General features: G+C 37.1%; 21 protein-coding genes. 8 read left to right on the top strand and 13 right to left on the bottom strand.

The features are described from left to right. Positions 1-93: 93 nt before the first annotated feature. The gene (recQ, locus tag ACN1CD_RS05000; RefSeq protein ID WP_419129631.1) at positions 94-2,283 is read right to left on the bottom strand and encodes a DNA helicase RecQ; all 2,190 of its coding nucleotides are present in this window, start codon (positions 2,281-2,283) and stop codon (positions 94-96) included. Positions 2,284-2,374: 91 nt separating this feature from the next. Here recQ and ACN1CD_RS04995 point away from each other — a divergent pair, with 91 nt between their 5' ends. Both ACN1CD_RS04995 and ACN1CD_RS04990 read left to right on the top strand, forming a co-directional pair. After that, a complete protein-coding gene (locus ACN1CD_RS04995; RefSeq protein WP_419129215.1) occupies positions 2,375-3,343 on the top strand; it encodes a KpsF/GutQ family sugar-phosphate isomerase in 969 nt (322 codons plus the stop codon). Between the two features lie 14 nt (positions 3,344-3,357). Next, positions 3,358-4,449: a mannose-1-phosphate guanylyltransferase gene (locus tag ACN1CD_RS04990; protein ID WP_419129213.1), complete on the top strand. Its 1,092-nt coding sequence runs from the start codon at positions 3,358-3,360 to the stop codon at positions 4,447-4,449. 84 nt (positions 4,450-4,533) lie between these two features. On the opposite strand, the gene rlmB is transcribed toward ACN1CD_RS04990, so the two are convergent. Next, on the bottom strand, positions 4,534-5,301 hold the full coding sequence (gene rlmB, locus ACN1CD_RS04985; RefSeq protein ID WP_419129211.1) for a 23S rRNA (guanosine(2251)-2'-O)-methyltransferase RlmB: 768 nt from the start codon (positions 5,299-5,301) through the stop codon (positions 4,534-4,536). 428 nt (positions 5,302-5,729) lie between these two features. On the opposite strand from rlmB, the gene dnaB reads away from it, so the two are divergent. Next, a complete protein-coding gene (gene dnaB / locus ACN1CD_RS04980) occupies positions 5,730-7,310 on the top strand; it encodes a replicative DNA helicase (protein WP_419129209.1) in 1,581 nt (526 codons plus the stop codon). A gap of 193 nt (positions 7,311-7,503) precedes the next feature. Here dnaB and ACN1CD_RS04975 read toward each other — a convergent pair whose 3' ends face one another. The 3 genes from ACN1CD_RS04975 to ACN1CD_RS04965 all read right to left on the bottom strand — a co-directional run bounded on the left by ACN1CD_RS04975 (position 7,504) and on the right by ACN1CD_RS04965 (position 10,520). Further along, positions 7,504-8,703, bottom strand: a complete 1,200-nt coding sequence (locus ACN1CD_RS04975) for a TPR end-of-group domain-containing protein (protein ID WP_419129207.1) — start codon at positions 8,701-8,703, stop codon at positions 7,504-7,506. Between the two features lie 130 nt (positions 8,704-8,833). Beyond that, positions 8,834-10,051, bottom strand: a complete 1,218-nt coding sequence (gene chrA, locus ACN1CD_RS04970) for a chromate efflux transporter (RefSeq protein WP_419129205.1) — start codon at positions 10,049-10,051, stop codon at positions 8,834-8,836. A gap of 133 nt (positions 10,052-10,184) precedes the next feature. Next, positions 10,185-10,520, bottom strand: a complete 336-nt coding sequence (locus ACN1CD_RS04965; protein ID WP_419129203.1) for a tetratricopeptide repeat protein — start codon at positions 10,518-10,520, stop codon at positions 10,185-10,187. Positions 10,521-10,582: 62 nt separating this feature from the next. Here ACN1CD_RS04965 and ACN1CD_RS04960 point away from each other — a divergent pair, with 62 nt between their 5' ends. From ACN1CD_RS04960 to ACN1CD_RS04940, 5 genes are all read left to right on the top strand, one after another. Then, entirely contained in the window at positions 10,583-11,320 is a 738-nt protein-coding gene (locus ACN1CD_RS04960; RefSeq protein WP_419129201.1) for an electron transfer flavoprotein subunit beta/FixA family protein, read from the top strand. Between the two features lie 66 nt (positions 11,321-11,386). Beyond that, positions 11,387-12,355, top strand: coding sequence for an electron transfer flavoprotein subunit alpha/FixB family protein (locus tag ACN1CD_RS04955; RefSeq protein WP_419129199.1), 969 nt, complete (start codon positions 11,387-11,389; stop codon positions 12,353-12,355). Between the two features lie 51 nt (positions 12,356-12,406). Beyond that, positions 12,407-13,021 (top strand): bifunctional nuclease domain-containing protein, encoded by a 615-nt coding sequence (locus tag ACN1CD_RS04950; protein ID WP_419129197.1) that lies wholly within the window; start codon positions 12,407-12,409, stop codon positions 13,019-13,021. 174 nt (positions 13,022-13,195) lie between these two features. Then, positions 13,196-14,581 carry a nucleoside permease gene (locus ACN1CD_RS04945; protein ID WP_419129630.1) on the top strand — a complete coding sequence of 462 codons (1,386 nt, stop codon included), beginning with the start codon at positions 13,196-13,198 and terminating at the stop codon, positions 14,579-14,581. Between the two features lie 24 nt (positions 14,582-14,605). Next, positions 14,606-15,733 (top strand): DUF3667 domain-containing protein, encoded by a 1,128-nt coding sequence (locus tag ACN1CD_RS04940; protein ID WP_419129195.1) that lies wholly within the window; start codon positions 14,606-14,608, stop codon positions 15,731-15,733. A gap of 72 nt (positions 15,734-15,805) precedes the next feature. On the opposite strand, the gene ACN1CD_RS04935 is transcribed toward ACN1CD_RS04940, so the two are convergent. The 8 genes from ACN1CD_RS04935 to ACN1CD_RS04900 form a co-directional block, all read right to left on the bottom strand. Beyond that, complete coding sequence (locus ACN1CD_RS04935; RefSeq protein ID WP_419129193.1) at positions 15,806-17,095, bottom strand: citrate synthase; 1,290 nt, start codon at positions 17,093-17,095, stop codon at positions 15,806-15,808. Between the two features lie 133 nt (positions 17,096-17,228). After that, complete coding sequence (locus tag ACN1CD_RS04930) at positions 17,229-17,759, bottom strand: DUF3347 domain-containing protein (RefSeq protein ID WP_419129191.1); 531 nt, start codon at positions 17,757-17,759, stop codon at positions 17,229-17,231. A gap of 96 nt (positions 17,760-17,855) precedes the next feature. Next, the gene (locus ACN1CD_RS04925) at positions 17,856-18,404 is read right to left on the bottom strand and encodes a hypothetical protein (RefSeq protein ID WP_419129189.1); all 549 of its coding nucleotides are present in this window, start codon (positions 18,402-18,404) and stop codon (positions 17,856-17,858) included. Between the two features lie 154 nt (positions 18,405-18,558). After that, entirely contained in the window at positions 18,559-19,080 is a 522-nt protein-coding gene (locus ACN1CD_RS04920; RefSeq protein WP_419129187.1) for an outer membrane beta-barrel protein, read from the bottom strand. 123 nt (positions 19,081-19,203) lie between these two features. Beyond that, on the bottom strand, positions 19,204-20,124 hold the full coding sequence (gene miaA / locus ACN1CD_RS04915) for a tRNA (adenosine(37)-N6)-dimethylallyltransferase MiaA (protein WP_419129185.1): 921 nt from the start codon (positions 20,122-20,124) through the stop codon (positions 19,204-19,206). Then, positions 20,125-20,919 (bottom strand): hypothetical protein, encoded by a 795-nt coding sequence (locus ACN1CD_RS04910; RefSeq protein ID WP_419129183.1) that lies wholly within the window; start codon positions 20,917-20,919, stop codon positions 20,125-20,127. It abuts the gene before it with no gap. 52 nt (positions 20,920-20,971) lie between these two features. Further along, complete coding sequence (locus ACN1CD_RS04905) at positions 20,972-21,334, bottom strand: hypothetical protein (protein WP_419129181.1); 363 nt, start codon at positions 21,332-21,334, stop codon at positions 20,972-20,974. Between the two features lie 50 nt (positions 21,335-21,384). Then, on the bottom strand, positions 21,385-22,479 hold the full coding sequence (locus ACN1CD_RS04900) for an MBL fold metallo-hydrolase (protein ID WP_419129179.1): 1,095 nt from the start codon (positions 22,477-22,479) through the stop codon (positions 21,385-21,387). Position 22,480 lies beyond the last annotated feature (1 nt).

Below are 22,480 nucleotides of genomic sequence, written 5' to 3'. Positions count from 1 at the left end.
AAATAGAAAACGGGAAACGAGAGATGGAAAACGGAAAAAATAAAGGGACACATCACCATCTTACCTCTTCCATTTACCATCTTCCATCAAAACCTAGTTTCCTAGTTCCGACATAAATTTAATTCGCATGAGTTGAATTTCTTCACGCGTGTAGTCTGTTTCGCCTAGTTCGTTAAGGGCTTCATCAATAGAATCATTTTCAGCAGCTCTAAAATAATCGAAAACCTCATCTTGTCTGTCATCATCAATCACTTCATCGATGAAATAGTTAAGATTAAGTTTTGTTCCAGAGTTCACAATTGATTCAACTTCTTTTAAAATCTCCTCGTAAGTGATGCCTTTTGAATCGGCTATATCTTCTAAACCGATTTGTCTATCGATATTCTGAATAATAGACACCTTCATCTGCGATTTGTTCGCCTGTGTTTTGATGATTAAATCAATCGGGCGTTCGATATCATTATCTTCTACATATTTTTTGATGAGCTCTATAAATGGCGTACCGAATTTCATCGCTTTACCAGAGCCGACACCTGAGATCTGCTTCAATTCCTCAGAAGTAATTGGATAATGTGTACACATTTCCTCTAAAGAAGGATCCTGGAAAACAACAAAGGGAGGAACACTTTTCTGCTTCGCAATTTTTTTACGTAAATCTTTAAGCAGTTGCAATAAATGAGTATCTAAAGCACCAGAGCCTTGTTTAACATCGTCGTCATCATCGTCAGCGCCAGTCTCAATCGGCTCATTTAAGATAAACTTTAAGCTATATGGATTGATAATAAAATCTTTCCCTTGCTTGGTAAGTTTTAATAAGCCATAATTATCGATATCCTTAAACAGATAATTATTCAAAACAGCCTGGCGGATTACCGATTTCCAGAGTAGAATACCTTCTTCCTTACCAATGCCAAACTCAGGTACCTTACTATGTTCATAAGCAATGGTTTGAGCAGTTTCTAAACCAAGAAAAACATTCAGCAAATGTGCATCATCAAACTTTTCATCGGTTTTTTGAATAAACTTTAATAAAGTAGACAGTTGCTCTTCTGCATCAAATTGCTTTTTAGGTTTCTTGCAATTATCACACATGCAATTGCAACCTGTTTCGTTAAAGTTTTCTCCAAAATAATGAAGGATTTGCTTCCGTCTACAAACGCCAGACTCTGCATAATCAATCACTTCTTTTAGTATCTGAGTGCCAATTTCACGTTCTGAAACAGGCTTATCTTTCATAAATTTAGCCAGCTTATCTACATCTTTTTGTGCGTAAAAAGCGATGCAAATTCCCTCTCCGCCATCTCGCCCAGCTCTACCCGTTTCCTGGTAGTAGCCTTCCATGCTTTTTGGCACATCATGATGAATCACAAAACGAACATCAGGTTTATCGATACCCATACCGAAAGCAATCGTTGCCACAATCACTTCAGCATCTTCCATTAAAAATTTATCCTGCGTTTCTGCCCGAACCTTTGGGTCTAAACCTGCATGATAAGGCAAAGCACTAATCCCATTCAGATTTAAGGCTTCGGCAACTTCCTCCACCTTTTTACGGCTCAGGCAATATATGATTCCGGATTTACCTGGATTAGATTTAATATATTTGATGATTTCTTTATTAATATCACGCTTTGGGCGGATTTCATAAAAGAGATTTGGCCTGTTAAATGAAGATTTAAATAAGGTGGCTTCAGACATGCCAAGGTTCTTCATGATATCGTGCTGAACCTTTGGAGTTGCCGTAGCCGTTAGTGCAATGATTGGAATATTATCCCCTAAACCACCAATTACCTGTTTAATTTTCCGGTATTCAGGTCTGAAATCATGCCCCCATTCAGAAATACAATGTGCCTCATCTACAGCCACGAATGAGATTTTAATCAAGTTTAAAAACTCAATATTATCTTGTTTGGCTAAAGATTCTGGCGCAACATACAACAGCTTGGTATGCCCGCTGAGCAAGTCGGATTTTACTTGCGTAATTTCAGATTTGTTTAAGGATGAGTTGAGAAAATGAGCAATACTATCATTTCCACCAAAGGCCCGTAACTGGTCCACCTGGTTTTTCATTAATGCGATAAGGGGCGAAATCACAATTGCCGTTCCTTCACTCATTAGCGCTGGTAATTGATAGCAAATAGACTTCCCTCCGCCCGTTGGCATAATCACAAAAGTGTTATTGCCCTCTAAAATATTTGTTATGATCGACTCCTGATCACCTTTGAAATTATCAAACCCGAAGAAATTTTGCAGGTTATCAAATAACGACTTTTTCACGTCCATTTTGTGTAATAAAATATGCGATGCTATTTTTCTATCCAAAATAACATAATTTTACAAGAATTTCAAGTATCAACAAACAATTATTTTCTCTTTGAAAAGTAAAAAATATATTCTCCAGTCGGCTATAAGTACATTAGAGCTCGAAGCAGCAGCAATATTGAATGTTGCAAAGAATCTAAACGACGATTTTGTAGAGGTAGTATCGACGATTTTAACCTGCGAAGGCCGCGTAATTGTGACTGGAATAGGTAAAAGTGCAATCATTGCTCAAAAGATTGTAGCTACATTCAATTCTACCGGAACGCCCGCAATTTTTATGCATGCCGCAGATGCGATACATGGCGACTTGGGGATGATTCAGCGAAAAGATGTAATTATTTGTCTATCAAAAAGTGGAAATACACCTGAAATCAAAGTATTGGTTCCTTTATTAAAATCTGCGGGAAATACTTTAATTGGAATGGTTGGCGAAATGGGTTCATTTTTGGCAGAGCAAGCACATTTAATTCTTAACACTGCGTTTGAGAAAGAGGCTTGCCCCCATAATCTGGCACCAACCACCAGCACAACTGCTCAACTCGCCCTGGGGGATGCATTGGCAATTTGCCTTTTAGAATGCCGAGAGTTTAATGAGTCTGACTTCGCCAAATATCATCCAGGTGGTTCATTAGGTAAAAAACTATATTTAAAAGCTGGCGATCTCGCTTCAACGAATGAAAAACCAGCCATAAGTCCATCTGCCTCAGTAAAAGACGTTTTAATAGAAATTAGTAAAAACCGTTTAGGTGCTGTTGCTGTTGTTGATACCGAGAATCATATAGTTGGTGTAATAACCGATGGTGATATCCGCAGAATGCTCGAGAACAACGGGTCAATTGTAGGATTGAAAGCCGAAGACATCATGGGCAGGTTGCCCAAAAGTATACAATATGACTCACTTGCTGTTGATGCACTACACATAATTAAGGAAAATAACATTACACAGTTGCTAGTGTTAGAACAAAATACTTACTTTGGAATAATCCATCTACATGATCTCCTAAACGAAGGGATTGTGTAACATTAAAATATAAAATGAATAAAGATTACTATGCACTTATTATGGCAGGCGGAGTCGGAAGTCGATTTTGGCCCGTTAGTAGAACAGAATACCCAAAACAGTTTATAGATTTTTTCGGCGTTGGTAAAACGTTGATTCAAAGCACATACGAAAGATTTCTAAAAATCTGCCCACCTGAAAATATATTTATTGTAACCAATGATATCTATTCAGCCTTAATTAAAGAGCAACTTCCTGAGTTGGACGACAATCAAATTCTCGCAGAGCCTTTGATGAGAAACACCGGACCCTGTATTGCTTATGGAAGTTTCAAGATTGCAGAACTCAATCCAAATGCAACAATTGTGGTTGCGCCATCAGACCATACCATTGCTGACCTCGACGGATTTATTGATTCCATTGAGCAATCATTGCAAGCAGCTGCTAAGAACGATTGTTTAATCACGCTGGGAATTAAACCTAATCGCCCTGATACTGGTTATGGTTATATTCAGCATACGGATCACGTATTAAACACTGATACTGATTTGCACAAGGTGAAAACCTTTACTGAAAAACCAAATTTGGAATTAGCCAAATCGTTTATTCAGAGTGGAGATTTCTTATGGAATGCCGGTATCTTTATCTGGTCGGCACGTGCAATATTAAATGCATTCGAAAAGCATTTGCCAGATATGTATGAAATTTTCAATATTGGCAGATCTGAATTAAACAAAGGTGGTGAAAAAGAATTCATCAATAATGCCTATTTCCAGTGTACAAATATTTCCATCGACTTTGGTATTATGGAAAAGGCAGATAATGTTTACGTTCTTCCTTCAGACTTTGGTTGGTCGGATCTTGGAACCTGGGCATCTATCTATGAAATGGCTGATAAAGATTATGTTGGTAATGCAGTAATTCCATCAGAACAAGTAATTATGTTCGATTCTTCGAACTGTATGGTAAATGTACCTAAAGAAAAATTGGTGATCCTGAATGGATTGCACGACTATATTGTGGTAGAGAACAACAACATGTTGATGATTTGCCCAAGAAATGAAGAGCAAAAAGTTAAAGAATTTGTAGCTGAAGTGAAATCTCGTTTTGGGAATAAGTTTATCTAATAAAGGATGGAAGATGTGAAATGGATAATGGAGAATTTAAATTCCATTATCCATTTCACATTATAACATCATCCATCTTACTTCTTATATTCCCCTTTGCCTAACGGCTTCATACAAAATCACACCAGCTGAAACAGAAACATTTAGAGATTCTATTTTACCAGCCATCGGAATTTTAGCCAAATGATCTGCTACACGCAAAAGTTCGTTTGAAATACCTTCATCTTCTGACCCCATTACGATTGCTGTTGGCATGGTATAATCAGGTGCATAAATTAAATCGCTCGTTTTTTCTGTACAAGCTACAATCTGTAATCCGCTATCCTGTAAATACAAGCAAATTTTGTGGAGATTTGAATGTCTGCAAATTGGAATATTAAATAAAGCACCAGCTGAAGTTTTGATCGCATCAGCATTTATTTGAGCTGCATTTTTTAAAGGCACAACAATGGCATGCACCCCAGCGCAGGCGGCGGAACGTGCGATAGCGCCCATATTACGTACATCAGTAACACTATCTAATACCAATATTAAAGGCACCTCTCCTTTTTCGAACACAGCAGGAACGATATCCTCAATATTTTGATAAGTAATAGGCGAAATCACCGCAATAACTCCCTGGTGATTTTTCTGCGACATGCGGTTCAATTTCTCAACAGGAACAGCATTTAAAGGGATGAGCGTATCTTTTAATAAAGCTTTCAATTCTAAGAAAAGGTCTCCGCCCAAACCGCGTTGCTGGTAAATCGTTTCAATATCTCTTCCAGCTTTCACTGCTTCAATAACGGCTCTGATGCCAAATACAAACTCATTATTTTCTTTTGCGCGTTGCGGTCTTCTAAAATTATCCATGTTTCGAAATTGTTTGCAAAAGTAATTGTTTTTACGGCAAAGGCGAGGAAATTTATTCGTAATTAGGAAATAGAGGTTTGACAATAGGGAATTGACGTGATATATGTAACTTTTTGTTTCGTTGGTAGTTTTTCGTTTTACAGTTTCCCCATTCCTCATCTCCTGTTTTACATTTTCCACTTTCCGCTTCTCGTTGGTCGTTTTTCGTTCTCCATCTACCGTTTTACATTATCCATTTTCCACATCTTCCCTTTTCCATTCCACATTTTCCATTCTTCATTTTCCATTCTCCGTTTTCCATCTCTTGTTGTTCAAAATTGTCATGATTTAAAAAGCAGAAAAATTCAATTTGATTCGAGATCAATTTGTTAAGAAACTGCTAGTAACTTGTTCACTAAATCCGCTAAACTTTTCGTTACTTTTGTAGAATGAGTATCGATAACGGACAAGGCGGAAAAAACAGTTTAACGGCAAGGAAAGCACGGCTAACCAGCACAGTAAGTACTATGGGGAAATTACCTCCACAGGCTTTGGATCTGGAAGAAGCCGTTTTAGGAGCCCTCATGCTTGAAAAAGATGCTTTATCTGCTGTTATCGACATTCTGAAACCTGAGGTTTTTTATCAGGAATCTCATCAAAAGATTTTCGAGGCTATCCATATGCTTTTCGAAAAATCTAAGCCTGTAGATATTTTAACCGTAACGGCAGAGCTTCGCCAGATGGGGTCATTAGAAATGGTTGGCGGTGCCTATTACATTACCAATCTTACTAACCGGGTTGCATCAGCAGCTAATATAGAATTTCACGCCCGGATCATTTCTCAGAAATATATTCAAAGAGAGTTAATCAGGATTTCTACCGATATTATTACCACGGCTTATGAAGATACAGCCGATATTTTCGATTTGCTTGATCATGCAGAGAAAGGTTTATTCGATATTGCCCAAAACAACTTGCGCAGAGATACCCAGAAAATGGATGATATCATTAAGCAGTCATTGGCAACATTAGAAGAATTAAGAACGAAAACAGATGGTTTAACTGGTGTTCCAACTGGCTTTACTGGCTTGGATCGAATTACAGGTGGCTGGCAAAAGCAGGATTTAGTAATTATTGCTGCTCGTCCGGCGATGGGAAAAACAGCATTCGTACTTACCTGTGCGAGAAATGCTACAGTAGATTTTGCAAAACCAACTGTAGTTTTCTCACTAGAGATGTCTTCAGTTCAATTAGTGAATCGTTTGATTTCCGGGGAAGCCGAAATTGAGCAAGAAAAAATCAGAAAAGGGAACCTACAGGAATGGGAATGGCAACAATTGCATAGTAAAATTGGCCGATTAACAGAAGCACCACTACTTATTGATGATACTCCCGCGCTAAATATTTTTGAATTTAGGGCAAAATGCCGGAGGCTAAAATCTCAATACGACATTCAGTTGGTTATTGTAGATTACTTGCAGCTGATGCATGGTAAGGGAGAAGGAAAAGGCGGGGGTAACCGTGAGCAGGAAATTGGCAGTATTTCCAGGGCTTTAAAATCTGTAGCGAAAGAATTAGATGTACCAGTATTGGCACTATCTCAGTTGAGTCGTGCGGTAGAGAGTAGACCTGGTTTACAAGGTAAACGTCCGATGCTTTCAGATTTGAGGGAATCTGGTTCCATTGAGCAGGATGCGGATATGGTGCTATTCTTATACCGTCCGGAATATTATGGAATTACAGAAGATGAGCAAGGACGCTCTCAAGCCGGTATTGGTGAGGTTATCATTGCAAAACACCGTAATGGTGAAACCGGAATTGTGCCACTTCGGTTTATTGGTAAGTTTGTGAAGTTTACCGATTTGGAAGAAGATTTTAATTCACCAATGTTGGGATCTGCAGATTCTAGTGCCGGGATGTTACCTTCTGCATCTTTCGATAACTTTAATAATCCCAGACCTCAGGGAAACACTATCATTATGCCTTCCAGAGGAAATGATATGCATGATGATGATGAACCACCTTTTTAGAAAGCATAATTATTAACATAAGGCCATCTCATAATTTTGAAATGGCTTTTTTTATGTTTATGTCGGGTCATTATTGATTGTCCATTTCTAATTTAAAATCATCCAGCTTTGCTTTTTTTTTAAAAATAGAGGGCTTAAAACTGATAGCATGTGTTGAGCCGTCTGGCTATTTTTTAAAAGGAGAATGATACCATCAATTTTCGGCATTTTTAAACAGCCTATTTGCGCCACTTTGCTCATAAAATGCCTTATAGTCTTTGATATTCAACATATCATTTACAGCCTTGGCTTTGTCACTGCTTTTATCATAATAAGCTTTGCAAATCTGGTATCCTACCCAATAGCCTAGGTCGGCTGGTTTGTCGGCAGTTTCCTGGTCTGAGTTAGCAATCCAGTTATAACTGCGCTTGAGGTACATTTCCTTTTCAAAATCGCTCCATAGTTGCTTTTCTTTTCCCTTTGCCCAGACGTGTAAACGCTGATTCGCATTATTTCCAGATATCAGCTCACCAATAAAATCTGCCATACCTTCTACCATTACACCGTGTAAAAGCGAAGTGTCTTGTTTCATACCATTTTGGTTAAAATGAATCAACTCGTGCGCGATTAAGTTAGGCAAACTAGATAGATCATTAAAATTGTTATTTTGCCAAAGCGACAGTTCGCTTACCGGAATATCGGGAGTGCGCACAATTTGGTCAAGGCCGATTAGTAAGCCATTATCTGAAGATGTACCACCAGAGGTAAACGCGCCCATCACAAAATATACATCGGGAAAATTAGCCTCCTGATATAGGTGTTTAAATTTCACAAAGCTCGCAATCATCTGAGGTTTTTGAATATCAACCATAGATGTGTTTTTTCGGATAGCAGCATAGAATTTAGGCTTATTATCATGCGTACGAACAAAGTATTTCATACTACCTACTTTCATTGCAAAATAATCCTGCAACCCCACTGTACCAGGATCTACATAATATTTTTTATAAATGGCTAGGCGATTAATGGTATCTTTTTGCGCTAAATCATATGCCTTCCAAAAATTTTTGATATCGGTGGAAATTAGTTTCGCTTTCAGCGGATCATTTGTGCTAGACTTCAGTTTTTCAATCTGGTCAACCAGTGGCGCCCATTCAGACATATTATGCAATGGCTTAAGATCTGTATCTACCACTAGGTGTGCGCCGTTTTTATAACCATTTTTAACTGCTTTTTTTAGCAATACCATAGCGCTATCTGTTTTACCGCTTAATGAGAAGCAGCAAGCAGCATTATAATATTGGTTACGTTTCGAAGCTTTAAATTCGGCTGTACCAGCAGCCAACAAATAATATTTACCGGCTGTAACAAAATTTTTAGCTGCATATAAGCTATCGGCTTTTTTACTATGCATATTTTGTGCAGAAGCGCAATGGATAACCAGAGATAAGAGTGATAAACAGATGAATTTAAGCATAATCAAAAATAGTAATTATTCTATAACTGATATAGCCAAAATTTAGCTTAAAGTTTTAAAGTCTGTTCTAAAAAAGATATCCAATCAGAATTCCTGCCAGCACAATAACCGGTGGACTAACTTTAGTAAAATTAAGGAGTAAAAAAGTTGCCAGCATAATCGCCAAAAACAGCCAGTTAAACCCCATAGGGATAAGCAACAAAATAAATGCTGCGATGATAAAGCCGACACTTACCGCATTAATCCCTGAAAGGCTATGGCGAATTCTGGAGATTTTTTTTAAATCATCCCAAAAAGGAACAATAAATAAAACCAAAATTAAACCAGGTAAATTGATGCCAATCACCCCAATCAAACCGCCCAGTACTTGTCCCCATACTCCATAGCCAAAGTTTTTCATGCTTAAAGCGCCTAGGTAACTGGTAAATGAAAACGTTGGTCCCGGAAGTGCCTGCTGAAGCGCAAAGCCAGATAGAAATCCGGTTGATGGTAAATAATGCTTCATCTCTACAAATTCAGTAAACATTAAAGGAACAAGTACCTGTCCCCCACCAAAAACAAGAATACCATTACGATAGAAATTTTCCAGTAAACGAATGGGTAAACTAAATGGAGAAGTCCGATTAATGATGGCGCCTACCAACGCAAATACCAGCAAGGCTCCTAAAAAGTAGATTAGTTTGCGCGGATTAAGGTTTGAAAATAACTTTACTCTTAATTCGGTTTCTTCGCGAGGTGTTTCTATCGCTGACGAGATGATCCCTCCTACTAAAATAGCCAGCGGAAAAACATAAGCATTGCGAAGAACAAATGTTGCTACCACAGAAGCTATGGCTAAAAATATTGAAACCTGGGATGAGAGTACTTTTTTTCCCAGATTCCATGCGCCATAAGCTACAATCCCCAAAGCAATGGGCTGAATGTATTCCAGAATATCATTAAATTTTTGTTTCTGATCCAGTAAGGCGTAGCTGATTGCAGCCAGCGTCATCACCGCTGCCGTAGGAAGAATCCAAATCAGAAATGTAATAATTGCCAATTTCAGTTTACCAACTTTCCAGGCGATTCCTACTAACGTTTGTGTAGAGGCTGGTCCGGGTAAAACCTGTGCCAACGCATTTAATTCTAATAATTCTTCTTCTGAAATAAACTTAGTATGGTGTACAAAATATTTTAATAATAACGCCAGGTGGGCTTGAGCACCACCAAAAGAGGTAAAAGTAAAAAACACCACATTGCGAATAAATAACCAGCGTTTTTTAGTTGAAATAGTTTTAGCTTGCATTTAAAGAAATTATTTAATTGCTGATTTTTAAAGATTGTTACTGCCGAATAAAGATATAAACAACTAAATACTGCCAACTGAAAATTGTTAACTGTAAAATGCAAACTGTTAACTGTAAACTATCAATCGCAAACTAATCATCTTCATAATCTAAACCTGCAGCCGTGTTATATGCACCTTGCAATTCTGAAAAAGCATGCATATCCCGCTTGTTTCTTGCGGTTACCATTCCTTTCTGATAAACTTCGATTGCTTTCTCTTTTTGCCCATCCTTCTCATATAATTTACCCAAATGATAATAAGTTCCCACATAATCAGGGTGTTTATCAGTTAATTGAAGGTAAAAAGAATAAGCTTTTTCCTTATCATTTTGAGTGTTATACTCTGTGGCTAAGGCATATAGAATAAATGGGTCGTTAGGCTCACTTTCTAAAAACTCCAATAACTTGGCTAAACGGGTTGATGACATTTTATTTCCTTGCTTTTTTAATTAAATTTGCAGAAAGACCTTATATATAAATCTCAATAAATATGAAAATATTAGTTTGTATCAGTAACGTGCCCGACACGACGACAAAAATAACTTTTACCAACGATAATACCGAATTCAATACTGCAGGAGTGCAATATATTGTAAATCCTTATGATGAGATCGCGTTATCAAGAGCAATTGAACTTACTGAAGGTGGTAAGGGAACGATAACGGCAATTAATGTTGGTGAAGCAGCAAATGATCCAACTGTTAGAAAAGCATTGGCGATCGGTGCTGATGAAGCTGTTCGTGTGAACGCAGCTCCACGTGACGCTTATTTCGTTGCTAAACAGATCGCAGAATACGCGAAAGATAAGGATTACGACATGATCCTAACCGGTCGTGAATCTATTGATTATAATGGTAACCAGGTTGCGGCAATGGTTGGAGAATTTTTAAATATTCCATCTATTTCAATTATTAAGAAACTAGACTTTGATGGCACTACAGCGACGATCGAAAGAGAAATTGAAGGTGGTAAAGAAGTAGTAACGGTATCAGGCAAATTTATTGCCAGCTGTGCAGAAGGTGTTGCAGAACCAAAAATCCCAACCATGCGTGGAATTATGAGTGCCAGAACCAAGCCTTTAACTGTTGTAGACGCTATAGATATTGAAGCAGTAACCAAGGTTGCCAAATACGAAACACCTGCCCCACGCGGAGCTGTTAAATTGGTGCCTGCAGATCAAACAGAATCTCTTATTGGCTTACTTCACAGCGAAGCAAAAGTAATCTAATTTCGTTTTATTACCCAATTAATCAAATCGTTACACAAATCCGAATCAGGATCAAGAAATAAATATATGTCAGTATTAGTATATGTAGAACAAGCCGAAGGTAAGTTTAAGAAATCTGTTTTTGAAGCCGTTTCTTATGCCAAAGCCATTGCAGATCAGCAATCAACCAACCTAACCGCAATTTCTATTGGCGAAGTTGCCGAAAGTGAATTAAAAGAGCTAGGAAAATACGGTGCAGCTAAAGTATTAAATGTAAGTGCAGATCAATTAAAAACTTTCGTTAACCAGGCCTATGCAAGCGTAATTGCTGCTGCTGCTAAAAAGGAAAGTGCAGATATTGTTGTTTTATCCAATTCTTTCTCAGGAAAGGGTTTAGCTCCGCGAATTGCAGTAAAACTTGAAGCTGGCTTAGCAGATGGCGCAGTGGAATTACCAAGTACTGATGGTAAGTTTTCGGTTAAGAAAACAGCATTTTCGGGAAAAGCTTTTGCCATTACCGAGTTAACATCTGCTAAGAAGGTAATTGCTTTGAATCCAAATGCTTTTGGTGTTAAAGAAAATGCCACAGATGCAGCAATCGAGAACTTTGCTGCCGATATTAAACAATCAGACCTTGGGACTGTTATTAAGGATATTGTTAGGGCAACGGATAAAGTTTCTTTACCGGATGCAGAATTAGTTGTATCTGCCGGAAGAGGCTTAAAAGGGCCAGAAAACTGGGTGATGATTGAAGAACTGGCTGGTTTATTAGGTGCAGCAACGGCTTGTTCTAAACCAGTTTCTGATGCAGATTGGAGACCTCACTCGGAACACGTTGGCCAGACGGGAATCGCCATCAGTCCAAACTTATACATTGCAATCGGAATTTCAGGTGCGATCCAACATTTGGCAGGTGTAAGTTCTTCTAAAGTAATTGTAGTGATTAATAAAGATCCGGAAGCGCCTTTCTTTAAAGTAGCTGATTACGGGATAGTTGGCGATGCTTTTGAGGTAGTACCGAAATTAATTGAAGCTTTAAAAGCACATAAAGGATAAAAATCTTTAAACCTGGCAGTCTGTAAAACCTACCAGGTTTGAAATATAGATATGAAAAAAGTTAAGTTAGATATTGTAGGATTATCTTACAGCCAGACTCAATCTGGCGCCTATGCCCTTGTTTTAGGAGAAGTGAATGGACGGAGGCGATTGCCTATCATTATCGGTGCTTTTGAGGCACAGGCTATTGCTATAGAAATTGAGAAAATGACGCCTAGCAGGCCATTAACCCATGATCTATTTAAATCAATGGCAGATACTTTCCATATCAACATTGAGGAGATCATTATTTATAATTTGGTTGATGGTGTTTTTTATGCAAAATTAATTTGTAACGATGGGAAGAATAAACATGAAATCGATGCACGTACATCTGATGCAATTGCACTGGCTGTACGTTTCGATGCCATGATCTATACTTACGAATTCATTTTATCTTCTGCAGGAATTGTAATCGAAGGAAACGACTTTTTATTTCTGGAAAATATGGATTCGATAGCAAAAGAACCAGATGCTGATAGTTTACCAGGCAGCGGAAAACAGCAAGGTTTTACAGACTTATCATTGGAAGAATTGCAGCAAAAATTACAAGAAGCTATCGCAGAAGAAGCTTACGAAAAAGCCGCAAGATTAAGAGATGAATTAAATAAACGGGGAACATCGTGAAATTTTCCCTTATTAAATTTAATTTAGAGCGATTAAATTCAATAATTTTCTTTATAAAAATCTAAAAATAGAAATAACCCAAATTGTTTAAAATAATTTGGGTTTATTTTTGAATTATGTTTCAAATTAGTTCTATATTCAACCTTTACTTTCAAAAATCAAACAAACGATATGATGAATGTTAAGTTTCGCTTAACCTTAATGAGCTTTATGCAATTTTTTGTGTGGGGTGCCTGGCTTATCACAATTGCAAATTATTGGTTCGGAACAAAACAATGGGATGGAACTCAGTTTGGTGCAATTTTCGCCACTATGGGTTTTGCATCATTATTTATGCCTACCCTAACCGGCATCATTGCCGATAAATGGGTAAATGCAGAAATACTATATGGCATACTCCATATTTTATATGCTGGCGTGCTATTTTATCTGCCGCAAGTTGAAAGTCCGAATGCCTTTTTCTGGACCATGCTGGTAGCCATGTGTTTTTACATGCCAACCATTTCCTTAAGCAATTCTATCTCTTATACCACCTTAAAATCTGGTAACCTGGATGTTGTAAAAGACTTCCCTCCCATCCGGGTATGGGGAACAGTTGGCTTCATCGCAGCAATGTGGATCACGAATTTAACGGAGAATAAAGCAAGTGCAAATCAATTTTATATAGCAGGAACAGGTGCATTAGTTTTGGGCATCTATGCGTTTTCTTTACCAAAATGTAAACCTAGTAAACTTATTTCAGAAGAAGCTTCACTAATGCACACGTTGGGATTAGAAGCTTTTAAGCTTTTTGCCAATTACAAAATGGCCTTATTTTTTATTTTCTCGATGTTTTTAGGAGGGGCCTTACAACTTACTAATGCTTATGGCGATGTATTCCTTGATGAATTTAAACATTTTCCAAAATATGCAGATTCTTTTGTAGTTGAATATTCGACCATTATTATGTCGATTTCGCAAGTTTCTGAAACTTTATTTATTTTGGCAATACCATTTTTCTTAAAGCATTTTGGCATTAAGAAAGTAATGATTATCGCCATGCTGGCCTGGGTATTCCGTTTTGGATTCTTCGCATATGGAAATCCTGCTGGCAACCTTTGGATGATTATTATATCTTGTGTGGTTTATGGAATGGCTTTTGATTTCTTTAACATATCCGGTTCGCTGTTTGTGGAAACTTCTACTACTGCAAAAACGAGGTCTTCTGCTCAAGGTATGTTTATGATGATGACAAATGGCTTTGGTGCCGTATTTGGAAGTTTGGTATCTGGCTGGATGATTGATAGATATTTTACCAAATCTTTTACAACTATCCAGGCTACATCCGAATTTGTAGGGTCAGAACCTACTAATAATCATTTGCTTGCCTTTGTTAAAAGTCAGGGGGTAAGTATCTTAAACAACGGCACTTTCGATAAAGCCATTCAAATGAAAGACTGGCACCACATCTGGCTATCTTTTACCATCTATGCGTTAATTATCACCGTACTTTTTGCATTGTTATTTAAACACAAACATACCAAAGCTGAAGAAAAGGCTATCGAAGCCATCACTCATTAATTTAATCTCTCAATCCATTTTATTATGTCAGCTGGTAAATACAGAAAAGAACACAATTGTTTAAACTGTGGTTCTCATGTAGAAAAGCATTACTGCAGCAATTGCGGTCAACCCAATTTAGAACTTAAAGAAAGCTTCTGGGGATTTATCAGTCACAGTATTGCCCATTATTTTCATTTTGATAATAAGTTTTTTCAAACACTCACTCCGCTCTTAACTAAACCAGGACAAGTTACACTAGATTATCTTGCCGGAAAACGAGCCCGATATATTAATCCGGTGAGCATGTACATTTTCGTATCTATTGTCTATTTTATTGTTGTGCCTAAAGCTTCTGTTGAGGGCGATAGATCAAAGCACCAAACAAAACTAGAAAGGAAGCAAATTGAAAGAGCCACATCTAAATTAATAGACACCAGCATAAACGGAGAAAATAACGTAGTAAGCGGAATCGCTAAAACAGCCATAAACCGCATTAACAGCAACATTTCGATTAGCGAGTTCAAAGATCTTACGTTTAAAAAACAAGAAAAAGCTATTGCTGATCTCAAAAGCAAATCGAAAACCTCGGATTTCAATGCTGACCTGCTGGAAGAATACAATAAATTTCACATCATTAAGCAAGACAGTACTTATACATCTTATTTAAACAGGCAAGCTAAACTTTCTGCCAATGAAAAGGATAACTGGTTTCAACGAACCCTCAAGAAAAGAGATATTACGGTCAATCAAAAAATGGTTTCCGGATGGACTTTGAAAGAAGAAATAGAACATTACCGTCCAAAACAGTATTTCCTGCTGATGCCAATCCTGGCCATGTTTATTATGATTATCTTCCGTAAGAATAAGAAATACTATCTGGACCACCTGATTTTTACTATCCATGGAATGACAGCCTATTTTATTGAAGAGATTATCACCAGTCCGATTAAAAAGCACGTGTTTGGACTTGATTCAGCAACGTCGAATTTTATCGGAGTGATCGTTTTTGTCGCTATTGTTTGGTATATTTACAAGGCATTAAAATTATTTTATAACCGCAGCAGAAGTGCTACGATATGGAAGATGTTCCAGGTTGTTATACTCTATGCCATAACGTTGGTTATTACAGAAAAAATAATCTCAGAAACCATCTATTACTTTATTGCTTAACTCAATTGGTTTGAACAGAAAAGCCTCAGCATTCGGAATGCTGAGGCTTTGGTATTTTATTGGATCTGGATATTATTTTCTATCCTTCAACTCTACAAATTCTCTATCAGTTTCACCAACATAAATCTGACGAGGACGGCCAATCGGCTCTTTGTTTTCATGCATTTCTTTCCATTGAGCAATCCATCCCGGTAAACGACCCAATGCAAATAACACCGTGAACATTTCTGAAGGGAAGCCCAGGGCTCTGTAAATAATTCCAGAGTAGAAATCTACATTAGGATATAATTTCCTGTCAATAAAATATTGATCTGTTAAGGCTGCTTCCTCCAGTTTTTTAGCGATTTCTAAAATTGGATCATCAATACCTAAATTCTCTAAAATATCATCACATGCTTTTTTAATGATTTTAGCACGTGGATCAAAGTTTTTATAAACCCTGTGTCCGAAGCCCATCATACGGAAAGGATCGTTTTTATCTTTTGCCTTGTTAATCCACTTTTCAGTATCGCCACCATCAGCTTTGATTAGTTCAAGCATATCGATAACAGCCTGGTTTGCACCACCGTGTAGCGGACCCCAAAGTGCTGCGATACCTGCAGCAATAGATGCATACAAATTACAATCAGACGAACCAACAATTCGAACAGTAGATGCCGAACAGTTTTGCTCATGATCTGCATGTAGAATAAGCAATTTATTCATTGCGTTAACAACAATTGGATTCACATCATAATCCTCTGTACGTTGTCCAAAGGTCATCCAAAGGAAATTAGTCACATAATCATATTTATTTTTTGGATAAATAAGCGGATGACCTAATGATTTCTTATAAACGAATGAAACAATAGTTGGGAATTTTGCTAATAACTTAACGATCGTTAGATTTTGCTCCTCTGCTGTTTGATTCGGCTTTAAACATTCCGGATAAAATGTTGATAGCGAAAAGATTAAAGAACCTAACTGACCCATAGGATGAGATCTTGACGGATAGCCATCAAAAAACTTCTTCATGTCCTCATGAATCAATGTGTGACTGTTAATATCAGCCTGTAAATCTTCTAATTGCGTTTGAGTTGGAAGATCTCCGTAGACGATCAAATAAATTACTTCTAAGAAACTGGATTTTGCAGCAAGCTCCTCAATTGAATATCCTCTATATTTTAAGATACCTTTTTCACCATCTAAAAAAGTGATTTTACTTTTGGTAGAACCCGTATTTTTAAATCCAGTATCTAAAGTTACAAAACCAGTAAGATCTCTCAATTTAGAAATATCAATGGCCTTTTCATCTTCTGTTCCTGTAATTACTGGCAATTCTATCGTTTTACCATCAACTTTAATTTCTGCAATATCTGACATATTATTGTATTGTGTTTATAGCTTTCTAAATTATATAAAATTAATATACATGCATAACAAATCTGTTAAATTAATATGAATTATCAGTCAAAAAGACGTAACAATCATACTGAATTTAACTTTGAAATACTTTCTATTTTGCTTTTAATTCTTCTGTTACTCTGCCGCATTCCAGCATTTCATCACCGTAATATGGATTTCTAATTTCTTTTTCAGTTGATAACCAATCCCCTCCGTCGCCTTTGTTGGCCATAGGGCAATGTTGTACATAAATAGTTCCTTTTTCTATTTCGGCATTTTTCATTAGTGCGATCAAATCAGCACTTAAGGTTGTAAAACTTTTTCGCTGATCAGCAAGATCACTACTTGCTGCGATTTTACCAGCTATTTCTGCGGTAGGTTCGCAACCTTCGAAGTTTGCCAGGCTTTTTTGTAAATCTGCAGCAGCCTTTTGAGAAAGTTTTTGATCAGCCTTAACCAACGCATCCTTTAAACTCACGTACTCAATAAAAATATTTGCTTTCTTTTGATCTTTTATAGAAACCTCATTATTTACAGATATGGAGTCTTTTTGAAGTGTATCTTTTTTATCTGATGATTTTTTTTCTGATGGGTTACAAGCCATAAGGCCAGCAAGAATAACAATTCCGAATATTCGTTTCATGGTATTTGGTTTTCGGTTCAAAATAGGGATTTAAATATTAAATAAACAAAAAAAGCCCCGCAAATTGCGAGGCTTTCAGATTAAATGATGTTTTAATTATAATTTAAAATTATAAGCCAATCTAAGTGCGTACTGACCAGTTTTTCTGAAGTAAGTTGTCGAAGCGCTATCGTTCACATAACCTTCATATCTTACACCAGCATCGAAACCGCCAAATTCATAACCAAGACCACCAGAATAGATAAAGTTGGTTTTTGCACCATCCTGAATAGAAATACCCGCTCCAGCTTCAGTAGCTAAATACATTCTTTTAATCGGGAATACTTTTACTCCACCTTTAGCTGGAATAAAATCTGCATCTACCGCATTATCCTTAGCGATTAATTTTGTGTAACCACCAGATGCCGTTATTGCAACATATGGTGTTAGATCCCATTGTAATTTTAAATCTGCACCATAAGCGTAATCCATTGGCGATTTATCGCGGAACACACCGCCGTTAATTCCTACGCCAACCTTAAAGCCCATACCTTTTGGAGCCGGATTCGGATCAGTTTCCATCATGGTTTGTGCATTCAAGCTAGTTGAAGCAAAAAGTGCAACTGCCGCTGTTGCTGTAGCAAAGATTTTAGTAATCGTTTTCATATTAGATAAATTAAGTTAATTAATAAGGTTTTGGTGTATATACGGAAACTGATTTCATTTAGATTTATTTATTTTCATTTTTTTCAGAAATTTTTATAAATAAAAAAAGCCTCAGCGAAAGCTGAGGCTTTATAAAAGCTAATGAGTATTTAGCTTATAAGCTAAAACCGTATGCTAAACGTAAACCAACATAACCAGTGCTACCACCGTCTCTTGATAAACCTTCATATTTAACACCTAAGTCTAAACCACTACTCCAAGCATAACCCAATGCAGGAGAATATACGAATGAAGTTCCACTACCTTTGTTAGTACCAAAACCAGCACCAAGTTCTGCTAAACCATAAACACCTGCTCCCGATTCGTTGAAGAAATATTTTGCACCAACTTTAACTGGAATGTATCCAAAATCTGTTCCATCAACCGTAACATTACCTAAATTAATATCTTTAGCTAAGAAACGGGTATAACCAGCTGTTACTGGAATGGATAATTGTTTATCAACATCAAATTGGTAACGTAAATCAGCACCAAGAGCTACACTATATGCATCGCTGGTAGGGATACCACCAATAATTCCTATTCCTAATTTTTGAGATTGTGCGTTTGCGTTAGTTGCGAAGAATAATGCCACTACAGCTGCTGAAGTAGCAATAATTTTAGTAAAAGTTTTCATCAAATATTATTTTTAAGTTAAATTAATATATCACCATCTTTACAAAACGTGTGCCAAAAGCAGAGAAATAACAACTTTCAGGAATTTAAACCGTGAACTTACTTACAGCAAGGTATTTAAACATCATGACAAGGCCTTTTCTAAAATATATTGTTTTAACAAATCAGTTGGCAGTGTAGCATCAAGCCAAATAATCTCTACCTGATCTTTTTCCATTTTCCTGAAAAAAGTATTTTGCCTTTTGGCGTATTGACAAATGGCGGTTCCAAGCCTTAACTTCAACTCCTCATAAGTAAGTAGGCCATCAAGGTAACTCACTATGAATTTATACTCTAAACCATAGAACACTAATATTTCCTTCGAAACACCACTGGAAATTAATTCTGATACTTCCTCAATCATTCCGTTCTCCAGTCGGTGTTGCAGCCTGGAGAGAATTTTAGACCTGGTCAATTCAACCTGATTCTTCAATCCAAAAATTAACGGCTTAATCTCAGGCTGTTGTTTTTCTTCAATGTTGTGGTTTTCCAGATATTCTGCAATTTCTATTGCCCGGATCAATCTTTTTTTTGAGGAGACATCAACATGTGCAATATGCGCCGGAGGATAGGCATGTAACCTAAGTGCCAACCGTTCTTTCTCATAAACTTCCAGCTCAGCCCGTAATGGCGCATTAATGGGAACTGCCGTATATTGTTGATTTTGTAGCAAACTATGAATATACATCCCCGTACCTCCGCACAAAACAGGCCACTTATTTCTACTGGCAATTGATTCAAATGCCTCATAAAAATCATTTTTAAATGCATCAACATGATACCGTTCTCCAGGATCTAAAATATCAATCAGGTGATGGGGAATAATTTTATTATGAATTTCATATTCATGCAGGTCTTTTCCTGTTCCGATATTCATTTTTCTAAATATCTGCCGACTGTCTGCGCTGATAATTTCGCCATTTAGTTCATTGGCTACCTGAACTGCAAGCTTTGTTTTACCTGATGCGGTAGCTCCTAAAATGATGATGAGGTTGTGATCTGCCATTTAGAACTTTAGAATAAATTTAAGACTACCGGTATTAAAAACCACTGCATCAGCAGCCAAGGTAGCATCTTTGACTAGCGATCGGTTGAAATTTTGATCAAGCGAAAATTGTTGAGATGCTATTGTAGCTGTTGATGAAAAGCCGAGCGTGGTGTAAGCTTCACCAGAAGACCAGTCTCTGTCTGCATAAGTCATTACATCATTCGGTTTCTGAAGTGCCGAGAAATGTGAAATCAGTTTGCTTAAACCTCCCGTAACACTATAACCAGACTTCACTGCGAATCTGATTAATTCGGCAGATTTATAATTTTCAGTATGATTCATACTTCTGAGTGCAGAAAATGTAGCTACAGCAACTAAATCTTCCCTTTCAAATAACCCAAATTTATACCGGCTATTTACTGCGCCCTGTAAATGGTTTTGATCAAGAAACTGATCCGCTATAGGCTTAGTAATTTTCTCTACTTTAGTTTTCCTACCGTGAATTCTAATATTCAAGCCAAGTAAAGATTCAATTCTGGCAACAACTTGTAAAGGCCGGCTAAGCCAAACATCTTCCCAGAGGTGAACAAGCTTTATTTCGGCACTTTTGTGCTTTTCCTGTAGCTCAATAAGGTCATCAGGAGGAAATGAATTTTTAATACTAACCAGATTAACTACGAATTTGCCATTGCCCAAGCTAAGTAAGCAAAAATCCTGATCCAAAGAAAAATGGCATTCAATTTTAAGATCCTCCAATCTGGATCTTAATTGTTGATGCCATTCTATATGTTGATTAACTGCTGGTTGATTCAAGGATGCTAATTTATCTGCTTAAATGCTTGCAACAAATTTAGCTATCCTATTGTTATATCCACTCTTTTTCTTTGAAGTTGGTATGGATAATTTCAACGAAAGTTTGTATTTCACTTAATTTCTGATCGTTTAATTCTGAAATTTGATAGCCGATTTTTTCATCGCCGAACTCCTGTAAACTTTGAGTATTAGTCGTGAATTCTGCTGCATTAAGCTTAACCTCTACTACATCTCCATTAATGTAAATCCCTATAAAAAAGCGTTCTGTAATTTTCTCACCGGCTGTCTCAATATTCTTTTCGCTATACAGATCATATCCTGTTTCAGAATTCTCATGAACGGTGTAACCTCGCGTAGCATAAGGTTGAACTCCTGCTCTAATCGTTTGAAATATTTCTACAAGGTCTGTTTTCATATCTTATCTAATTTTAAAATTAAACACCGTCATGCCATTATTGTTTAATTTTATTCTTCTTGCCACCAGTTTGCAATCGGTAAATACTGATCAAGTATAATGGTTTCGCCTAGCCTTGGCGTTACTAAATGTAGCTTACTTTCTTTAGCAGCAGCCACTACTCTTTGTATGGGTTCATCCCAGGGGTGCATGGCTAAAGTAAATTTACCCCAATGTACGGGCAACAGTACATTTGCCCTTAGGTCTATCGCTGCTTTTACAGTTTCCTCCGGAAACATATGAATAAAAGGCCAATAAGTATTGTACTGGCCACACTCTAAAATGGCAAGATCGAATGGTCCGTGAGCTTTACCTATTTCGGCAAAATGGGTATCATATCCAGAATCACCACCAAGAAAAAACTTTGATTTTTCTGTTTCCAAGACAAAGGCAGACCACAAGGTTTGGTTACGTTTAAATTTCCTTCCGGTAAAATGCCTCGCTGGCACTGCTGTAAATCTTAAATCGTTGGTAATCGAGATGGATTCATTCCAGCAAAGTTCGTTTATTTTATCTACCGGGATCCCCCATCTTTCTAAATGTGACCCCACACCAATCGAAGTGATGATCTTCTTTAAATTGGGTGCAATAGTTAAGATTGTTTGGTAATCTAAATGATCGTAGTGATCATGCGTAATCAGTAGAATATCTATATTTTGAAATTGCTCAGCCTTTACAAAATCAGTTCCCGGGAATGCTTTACTTCCTATAAATGAAAAAGGAGATGGAACTTTACTAAAAATAGGATCTACCAGAATCCGAAGATGATCTACTTTGATCAAATAAGAGGAATGCCCGAACCAAATTAACTCGGGTAAGTTATCTTTCGGTACCGCATCTAAATCTGGCTGAACAACTTTTAAATTCTTATTTGGGATTTTATTGGGATGCTTACCCAGAAGAAAAGCTTTCAAAACCTTGAAAAAGCTTACACCTTCCGGCTGCATAGGTGTTGGAGATAAATTTTGTAAGGCCTTGTCTTTATAATTTGCCAGATGATGAATTTTCTCAGATCTTGAACCGCTAGGCAGGCGCCCGAAAACAGGTAAATTAATAACAATCAACACCACCGCAATGATGGCTGCAACAATATAAAAGAAAATCATT

The organism is Pedobacter sp. N23S346, from assembly GCF_048515415.1.
GTDB lineage: Bacteria > Bacteroidota > Bacteroidia > Sphingobacteriales > Sphingobacteriaceae > Pedobacter.
This window is presented reverse-complemented; position numbering and strand designations above follow the sequence as displayed.